The sequence below is a fragment of the Parafrankia sp. BMG5.11 genome (genome assembly GCF_004337455.1).
This window is the reverse complement of the sequence record NZ_SJXI01000062.1, coordinates 156658-163668: the sequence shown is the minus strand read 5'-3', so window position 1 is coordinate 163668 and position 7011 is coordinate 156658. Positions and strand designations below refer to the sequence as shown.

General features: G+C 68.9%; 6 protein-coding genes. 3 read left to right on the top strand and 3 right to left on the bottom strand.

What is annotated here, in order from left to right:
* Positions 1 to 343 precede the first annotated feature (343 nt).
* Both E0504_RS36155 and E0504_RS50730 read left to right on the top strand, forming a co-directional pair.
* Complete coding sequence (locus tag E0504_RS36155; RefSeq protein ID WP_243657777.1) at positions 344 to 1600, top strand: EAL domain-containing protein; 1257 nt, start codon at positions 344 to 346, stop codon at positions 1598 to 1600.
* A 333-nt stretch (positions 1601 to 1933) separates the two neighbouring features.
* Positions 1934 to 2110 carry a hypothetical protein gene (locus tag E0504_RS50730; protein ID WP_157904348.1) on the top strand — a complete coding sequence of 59 codons (177 nt, stop codon included), beginning with the start codon at positions 1934 to 1936 and terminating at the stop codon, positions 2108 to 2110.
* A 141-nt stretch (positions 2111 to 2251) separates the two neighbouring features.
* On the opposite strand, the gene E0504_RS36150 is transcribed toward E0504_RS50730, so the two are convergent.
* The gene (locus E0504_RS36150; RefSeq protein ID WP_131626724.1) at positions 2252 to 4171 is read right to left on the bottom strand and encodes an acyl-CoA dehydrogenase family protein; all 1920 of its coding nucleotides are present in this window, start codon (positions 4169 to 4171) and stop codon (positions 2252 to 2254) included.
* 102 nt (positions 4172 to 4273) lie between these two features.
* Positions 4274 to 4474, bottom strand: coding sequence for a hypothetical protein (locus tag E0504_RS54510; protein ID WP_083391265.1), 201 nt, complete (start codon positions 4472 to 4474; stop codon positions 4274 to 4276).
* A gap of 789 nt (positions 4475 to 5263) precedes the next feature.
* Between E0504_RS54510 and E0504_RS36140 the strand changes: the two genes are divergently transcribed.
* The gene (locus E0504_RS36140) at positions 5264 to 5686 is read left to right on the top strand and encodes a hypothetical protein (RefSeq protein ID WP_112108737.1); all 423 of its coding nucleotides are present in this window, start codon (positions 5264 to 5266) and stop codon (positions 5684 to 5686) included.
* 70 nt (positions 5687 to 5756) lie between these two features.
* On the opposite strand, the gene E0504_RS36135 is transcribed toward E0504_RS36140, so the two are convergent.
* Complete coding sequence (locus E0504_RS36135) at positions 5757 to 6869, bottom strand: CapA family protein (protein ID WP_112108738.1); 1113 nt, start codon at positions 6867 to 6869, stop codon at positions 5757 to 5759.
* Positions 6870 to 7011 lie beyond the last annotated feature (142 nt).

Here is a 7011-nt window from a genome sequence, read left to right as displayed (position 1 = left end):
GCCAACGCACCGAAACCCACCACACCCGGTCCCGGCCGCCCTCCCGGCTCCACCAACCGCAGACCAGCGCCCCACTACGACGTCGGAAAGACCAGCAAACGAGACCTCACCATGACCGCCCACCACCAACGCACAGGTTAAAAATCAAGTTCAAGGGCTGTTTCGTAATCTGGGCGCCGGGGCCTGGAGCTGCCTGGTGGATCATGTCGGGGTGCAGGTCATCTCCGCGCCCGGCGATCGACGGAGCAGACCCCGACCCGTCTGGCTGCTCCGGAGACTTCATGCCGGGCCCGGTGAGGGCACCCACACCGAGCCGGGTAGGTCTGACGGTATGGGAACGCGGATGGCGTCCAAGGGGTCCTGTCTGGGCCCGCGGATCAATGTTTCCGAACCGGGCTCGATACTCCCCGACCTGGTGGCGGTTCTGCGCCGCCGGTTACGGATGGACGTCGGCTGGCTCGGCCGGTTCGTCGACGATCTTCTGGTTCTCGAGGTGCTGTGCGGGGACGCAGGGCGGTTCGGGCTCAGCCCGTACTCGACGGTGCGACGCCCGGGGTCACTGTGGGGAGCAGTCGAGCGGGGCGATCTGCCGTCGCTGGTGCCCGACACCCGCGCGGATCCTCGTGCCGCTGAGCTGGCGGGGGCGCGGGAGCTGGGTGTGCGTGCCTTCGCCGCGGCGATGCTCACCGACAGCGAGGGCGAGCCGATCGGCATGATTGGCTGTATGGGAAGCGAGCCGATCCCGGCGCTGCCCCAGCACGATGGCGGCTTCCTGCGCCTGCTCGCGCGGTTCCTCACCGACTTCGTCATCGATGTTCGCGACCTCTGGGACAGACAGAGCCGAACCTGGCGCGAGATCCGTGCCGCGCTGGACGGCGCCGCGCTGCGGACCACCTTCCAGCCGGTGGTCGACCTGCACGCGGGCCGACGTGGCCGGGTCGTCGCGGTCGAGGCACTGACCACGTTCCCCGTCTTGGACAGCTCACCCGAGGACGTGTTCAAGAAGGCGACGGCGGTCGGCTTGGGCCCCGAACTCGAACTGGCCGCACTGGGCCGGGCCGTTCAGTCACTGCCCGACATCCCGCCCGGGATCACGCTGGCGATCAACCTGTCGGCCGCGGCGCTGGCCGACGACGCGGTCGAGCTGATCCTGTCGACCGGTTCACCCGAGCGCCTGGCAGTCGAGATCACCGAGCACGAGTACATGGTGGACAGCGACAACCTGGCACGGGCCTTCGACACGCTGCGCGGCCACGGCACCCACATCGCCGTTGACGACGTCGGCACCGGTTACGCCGGCCTTGAACAGCTCCTACGACTACGACCGGACATCATCAAGATCGACCGGTTTATTACTCACGGTATCGACCGTGATCCGGCCCGGAGGGCAGTCGCCGCCGGCTTGACGACAGTGGCGGCCGCGATCGACGCGAAGATCGTCGCCGAAGGCGTCGAATCACACTCTGAAGTAGAAGCCCTCCGGGACGCGCACATCCGATACGCCCAGGGTTATCTCCTCGGCCGTCCCACCCCCGACATCCACGACGCGTGCTCGAGACGGCCGAGGTGCCAGCAAAGGGAGCGTCCGAGAAACGGGTAGCGCCGGGACTGCTGCATGCCGCCGGGAATGGAGGGCTTTGTTGCGTTGAGGGGTGGTGGGACGCGGCGGTCCCGGCTGGTGCTGTCGGCGACTCCTGAACACTGACCCCCCTGTGGCGCGGTGGGTTCGAGCACCCGTCGGCGTCGGGTCCCGGGCCGGCCTGCTGCGGACGTCCCCGCAGCCTCGGCGAGGAGGGGTGACCTGCGGCCGGACTCCTGCAGCCGTTGGCTCGCCGGATCGGAACGCAGGCGCCAGTAACTGGGATGCCGCCTGCCAGTGGGGTAGTACTAGAGGGTGTGGTGGCAGCAACCCGTCAATGGTGACCTTGGCCTGGTGACCGCTCTGCCGATGGCGAGGCTCGTCGCGGTCTGCCCGGTCTGCCCCTGGCCCATTCACCTCGCGGCGGTCGTCTCCCCCAAGGGAACGACGGCCTGCCTCGACACCGACGCCCTTGAACGGGCGATACGGGTACATCTGGCCCAGCACGGTATCAGCGATGACGAGGACTGACTGATCGATCGGACACTATCGGACACTGTCGCATCACCGCGCGGCTGCGCCTCCGCTCGAAATTTCGGCGTTTTCCCGGCGTCATCCCGGCCTGCCTTCGGCACCCAGCGCCGACCTTCGGCACCCAGCGCCGACGAGTGGTCAGCCTGCGGCGAACACGTCGACCACGTCGACGGCCGGTCGTGCCGGGGCTGCCTTCTGCCGCTCCGCGGCGAGGAATGGCCCTTCTCCACTCGGGTCCATCACGCCGGCCTCGACCCAGATGAAGCGGCCGGCGAGCACCTCCTGCGCCGCCGTGTAGTTGCGGGTGTCGTCGTTGCGCCACAGCGCCGAGAAGGATGCCTCGACACGGCGTCGCGCCTGCCGGCAGAACAGGTCGGCCAGGTCGGTCGCGATCGGCTCGCCGTCCTCGTCGAGCATTCGGGCCCGCACGACCGCCGCGCTGATCGCGAACAGCTCGGCGCCGATGTCGACGAGACGTCCGAGGAACGCCTGCTTCTTCTCCAGTCCGCCCTGCCAGCGAGCCATCCCGTAGAAGGTTGACCGGGCGAGCTTGCGCGCCGAGCGCTCCACGAAGCGCAGGTGCGTGCCGAGCCGGCCGAATTCGACGAAGGAGCGCGGCGACGTACCGCTGCCGACGGCGAGGCCGGGCAGCCAGCGGCTGTAGAAGGCGGCCGCCCGTCCGGCGCTGCGGGCCTTCGCCACGAACGGCGCTTCCGGGGAAATGAGGTCGCCGGCCACCGCGAGGTGGGTGTCCACGGCCTCCCGCGCGATGAGCAACCGCATGATCTCGGTGGAACCTTCGAAAATTCGGTTGATGCGCAGGTCGCGCAGCATCTGCTCGGCCGGTACCGGTCGTTCCCCCCGGTTGGCCAGGGACTGGGCGGTCTCGTACCCGCGACCGCCGCGGATCTGGACCAGCTCGTCGGCGATCAGCCAGGCCATCTCGCTGGCATACAGCTTGGCCAGGGCTGCCTCGATCCGGATGTCCTCGCGTCCCTCATCGGCCATCAGGCCGGACAGCTCCAGCATCGCCTCCAGCCCGAACGCGGTGGCGGCGATGAACGCGACCTTCTGGGCGATGGCGTCATGCCGGCCGATCGGCCGACCCCACTGGACCCGGTCCCGCGACCACTCCCGGGCGATGCGCAGCGCGTACTTGGCATGGCCCGCGCAGATCGCCGGCAGGGCGAGGCGGCCGGTGTTCAGCGTCGTCAGGGCGATCTTAAGCCCCTGGCCTTCCCGCCCGAGGCGGTCCGCGGCAGGGACCCGGACTCGATCAAAACTGGTGACGCCGTTCTCGATACCGCGCAGACCCATGAACTCGTTGCGGTGCTCCACCTTCACGCCGGGTGCGTGGGCGTCGACGATGAAACACGTGATGCCACCGCGATGACCGTCCGAGCGTGGGACGACCGCCATGACCACCAGCCGGTCGGCGATCACACCGTTGGTGGTCCATAGCTTGCGGCCGCTCAGCTCGTAGGCGGCGCCGTCCTCGACCGGCACCGCCTGGCTGCTCATCCGGGCCGGGTCGCTGCCCACGTCGGGCTCGGTCAGCAGGAACGCGCTGATCTCCTCGCGTGCCGCCTTCGGCAGATACGTCCGCTTCTGCTCCTCGGTACCGAAACCCATGACCGGCTCGGCCACGCCGATCGACTGGTGCGCCGAGAGCAGCGTGGGAATGCTCGAATGCCACGAACCGGACAGTTCAAGTGCCCGGTTGTAGTACACGGTGGTCAACCCGAGTCCGCCGTACTCCTCGGGGATCTTCATGCCGAGGGCGCCTATCCGCCGCAGCCCGTCGATCACCTGCCCGGGCAGCCGCCCGTCCCGCTCGACCTGCAGAGGGTCCACCGTGTCCCGCAGGAACGATTCGAACTGGACCAGGAACGCCTCCCCTCGATGCCGGTCGCCCTCCTTCGGCCGCGGGTGCGGGGAGATCAGATCGAGTCGGAGATGACCGAGGAAAAGCTCCTTGCCGAACGAGGGGAGCTTCCATTCGGCCTCCCGGGCCGCCTCAGCGACTCTGCGCGCCTCGCGTTCTGCCACCTGTGCCACGTCGCCTCCCGATCTGTCGGCGGTATGTGGTCCTCCTGCCCACACGGCGTCCACCCGCACGAAGCTGGCACTCACGCCCAGGCTGCGCTCGTTCGCACGCCGTCAGCGTCCGTACCGACCGACGAGGGTGCCGCTCGCCACCTGGTGTGCGGCGAGGCCCCGACGCACGTCATCGACGCGCGCCCCGGATGGTGGGCGTAGCGGTTCGTCGAGGGCGTGGAGGCGGAAGACGTAACGGTGTGGTTTGTCGCCGCGGGATGAGGTCCGAGTCGCTGAAGGCCGCACTGTGCAGCGTCCCGACATCGTTGGGGTGGGGCCATCAGCCTGCTCCTTCGAAGTCGTTCGGTCTCTCGCCAAGGCATCGCCGCCCACACGGCCGGGAAACCCGGTCGGCGCCGCTCATCAGCAGTTCGCCGGCCCCACCGCACCTGGTCCGGGAACCGCCGGGTCCGTGGGTCTCCTCCGGCGGTCAGAGACCCGACTCGAACCGGAAGGTCGGATTCGCCGGAGGGAAGGCGGCTGCCGGGGAGGAGCTCCGACTGGCTGCGGACGCCGCCGAGTGGGTCGGGGACGTCCCGTCCGTGCAATGGTGGTTGCGGTCCGCTTCGCGTCCTTGCCTTTGGCTCGCCTTTCGTCGCGAGGTCCCCTGCCGGGCCGGTGACCCCGCACGGTGGGTTGGCGTTTGGAGCGTCCCGCGCGGGGCGCCCGCCCCGCAGTGTGAGGGGGTACACCCGCTTGCACGGCGACCGAGAAAGGCCAGCCGGTGGGCGTCGGCCCGCCGGCCCGCGGCCCGTGCCCGTTCTGTGGGCGGGAGAGCGTCCTGCGCGCGGACCGTCCGTGCATGATCTACCTGTGCCGTGACTGTGCGCGCCCTACGCTCGACGAGGCCAAGGACTACGCGGCGGACCGACCTTCGCGGCCCGACGAGCCGTTACCGCCCGATCCGCGAAGACTCCCCACATTCGGCGAGGCCACCGGCTCAGAGGGTGCATCGGTGGCTACCCTGCGCCGGCGCCGCACCTGTGGTACACCAAACCTGTCACCGTTTACGAGGGTCTTGACACGGAGAGGTTCCCCGAGGGGGGATGTGCGATGTCGCCGCCGACACCGACGAGGACGGGTAGCTCGACCGCGAGACCGCGGCGTTCAACTACTACGGGCACCGCCGAACGGGCAGGGCCGCAGGAGGCCACGTCGGCCTCCCCGGACGCTGGCCAGTCGCGCGCGCGGGCCGCTACGGTCCGGTTGCCGTTCCTGACCGCCCGGTTCGAGTTCGGCCGGCGGGCTGGCCGCATGGGCTGGCGTCTCGGTCCGGTCGGCCTGCCGTCCCCCGGCAAGAGCGCCTACTACCTGGGGCTCGGCGTGCTCGCGGTGGGCGAGGTCGTCGAATGGCCGGTGGCTGCGGCGATCGCTGCTGGCACCTACGTTGCGCAGCACACCCGCAGGCAGGCATCTGCCGTCCCACAGGTCTGGCATGTGTCGCATAACGGGCACCAGCAGGAGGCAGGCGTCTGACCAGCAGGGGCCTGCGCACCGGCCTTTTCACGATCAGCGGGGACCGCTGACGGGGCCTCATCCTCTTCGCTCATGATCGGCGGAGCGAGAGCATGCCGTCCGCCTGAAGGTCGAACCGTGTCCCGAAGCCGCGGCTGATGCTGTCAAGAATCTCCTGTAGCCAGGCGGAGTCTTCGTGGCCGGCGTACCGGAGTCGCATCTGCCGTGCCTGCAGGGGCATCACACGCAGGTCGATCAGCTTCCCGCTGCCCGGATCGACCGACACGAAGTACGCCAGCCGCAGGTCGTCCCGGTAGCTTTCGTAGCCGGCGATCCCCTCATAGTCGTCGATGAAATCGCCGCACCCGTGCAGGATGAGCCTGTCCCGGTATATCTCGACAGGCCGTGGATGGTGCGACGAGTGTCCGTGCACGATGTCGATACCGCCGTCCACCAGCCGATGCGCGAAGCGGATCTGGTCGTCATCGACGTCGTAGCCCCAGTTGGAGCCCCAGTGGATGGATGCGAGGGCGAGGTCACCGAGCCGCTTCACCTGCCGAACACGGCCCGCGACCTCGTCGGCCCAGCCGTCCGACAGCTCCGGGACGAGGTCAACACCGGCCCTGTCCTCGGTCACGGCCCACGTCGCTGGAATGCCGCTGGACGGCAGCCCGAACGAGAAGATCAGAACCCGCCGGCTGCCATCGATAGGCACAACCGCGGGCCGGCGGGCCTCTTCCGCGTCGTGTCCGGCTCCCGCCTCCGCCAGCCCGGCACCGGACAGCACATCGAGCGTCTCGATGAGCCCCCGGCGACCGAAATCGAGCAAATGGTTGTTTGCCAGCACACACACGTCAGGTCGGGCGGCAGTCAGGCAGGGCAGGTTGTCCGGGCTCATCCGATAGTGGACTTCCTTCCCCGTCGCGAAGGCATCGCACCGGGTGATGGTGGTTTCCAGATTCAGCACCCGGACATCGGGTGCAGCCTCGTCCAGCGCTGGCAGCACATCTCCCCAGGGCCAGGCGAAGTCGACCGGGTGAGGGATCGGGCCGTTTACCGCCTCTGCCAACTCGACGTAGCTGCGGGCATCCCAGACGTATCCCTCGGAAAGTGTCGGATCACCGGGATGCGGCAGGATCTGGTCGATACCGCGGCCGAGCATCACGTCGCCGCAGAGGAACAACCTCACCGCGCCCTCGCACACGGTTCCACCTTATGGGCGACAACCTCCGCCGGCCGAGCCGAGCGACCCGGTTGCAGCGACGGCAAGACGATGGCCACAGTTCCGACTCCGGCGAGATGGGCTGAATGTCCCGCAACGTGGGCGACTCAAGAGGCCTGTGGGC